The sequence below is a fragment of the Mesorhizobium sp. ORS 3428 genome, from assembly GCF_001854785.1.
Taxonomy (GTDB): domain Bacteria; phylum Pseudomonadota; class Alphaproteobacteria; order Rhizobiales; family Rhizobiaceae; genus Mesorhizobium.
This window is the reverse complement of sequence record NZ_MDFL01000097.1, coordinates 1-1,168: the sequence shown is the minus strand read 5'-3', so window position 1 is coordinate 1,168 and position 1,168 is coordinate 1. Positions and strand designations below refer to the sequence as shown.

Sequence of the window (1,168 nt, the reverse complement as noted above, 5' to 3'; positions counted from 1 at the left end):
CGGAATCCTTCCTCGTTCGGCAGCGGGTGGCCGCCGATGTAGACTTCGGTCTTATTGAAGCGATCGGTCTCTTCATGAATCTTGACGATTGCGATGCCACGCGTCAGGCGATCACCGAGCACGTGATCCACCGCCATCGCCATGTGGTTGCAAGCCTTGCCGGCGCCAAACAGATAGACGTTGCGTTTCTTTGAAAGGTCCCAGGAGCGTACGCCGATGTGGAGCACCTCGCCTTCCATCCGCATGATGCTGCGGATCCGCCTGTAACTGTCCAGCTTATCGAGCGTTCGGTCGGCGATCTCGAGCACCAGCTTCCTTGAAGCCGCATCGCCCTGTGCAACGATTTGCTCGGAATTTCTTATTTTCTTCATCTAAGGACTCGGACGACTTTAAGGGATGACTGCGGCAGCCCCGCTCCGCGCGTACAAATCCGTCGCGGACTGGGAAGGCCATCAGGTATCACTTTCAGTCTGTGCCGGGTACGCCGATACAATCCTGTCAGCTATAAAGCCAATTTATCAGAGCGCCATTTTTTTCGGCCTTGATGTGTCAGGTGACCGGATTACCAAAGGGCGTCACTGCGGCGGACCATCAGCAGTGTGTCACGGACAAGGGGAGAGCGTTCAATTGAGAAAGTACTTGCTTTCGTTGGCAGCGATCGGGGCTCTGGTGAGCGCCGGCCCTGCTCATGCGGCGTGTGGGGACATTACGTTGGCTTTGTTCAGCTGGCAGTCTGCTGAGGCGAATGCCTATGTCGACCAGTTCATCCTCAATAACGGTTACGGCTGTGATGCGACGACAGTGGCGGGTGACACGGTCCCGACCGTGACTTCCATGATCGAGAAGGGGCAGCCTGATATTGCTCCATCAGTGGCGGTGAGCTTGTTGAGTGACTTCTATGACAAAGGCCTCGCCGAAGGGCGGGTCAGCCGAATTGGAACTGGAATCAGCGACGGCTCCGTCTCCGGTTGGTATATTCCAAAGTACGTTGCCGATGCCCACCCGGATATCAAGACAGTCGAGGATGCTATCAAGCATCCGGAACTGTTTCCGTCCCCAGAGGATCCGTCGAAGGGTGGGGTGATCCAGGGCCCTCAAGGCTGGGGCGACACGGTAGTGACGGCGCAATTGTTCAAGGCCCTTGGTGCTGACAAAAAGGGATTCGTTC

Annotated in this window: 2 protein-coding genes; one reads left to right on the top strand and one right to left on the bottom strand. The window is 56.5% G+C overall.

Annotated elements, in window-relative coordinates; genetic code table 11:
• Positions 1 to 308: DUF4147 domain-containing protein (locus tag ORS3428_RS08695; RefSeq protein ID WP_244507898.1), on the bottom strand; the 308-nt coding region annotated here is incomplete at its 3' end.
• A gap of 319 nt (positions 309 to 627) precedes the next feature.
• Here ORS3428_RS08695 and ORS3428_RS08690 point away from each other — a divergent pair.
• Positions 628 to 1,168, top strand: a 541-nt coding sequence (locus ORS3428_RS08690; RefSeq protein WP_274534793.1) for a glycine betaine ABC transporter substrate-binding protein, incomplete at its 3' end; no start/stop codon positions are given.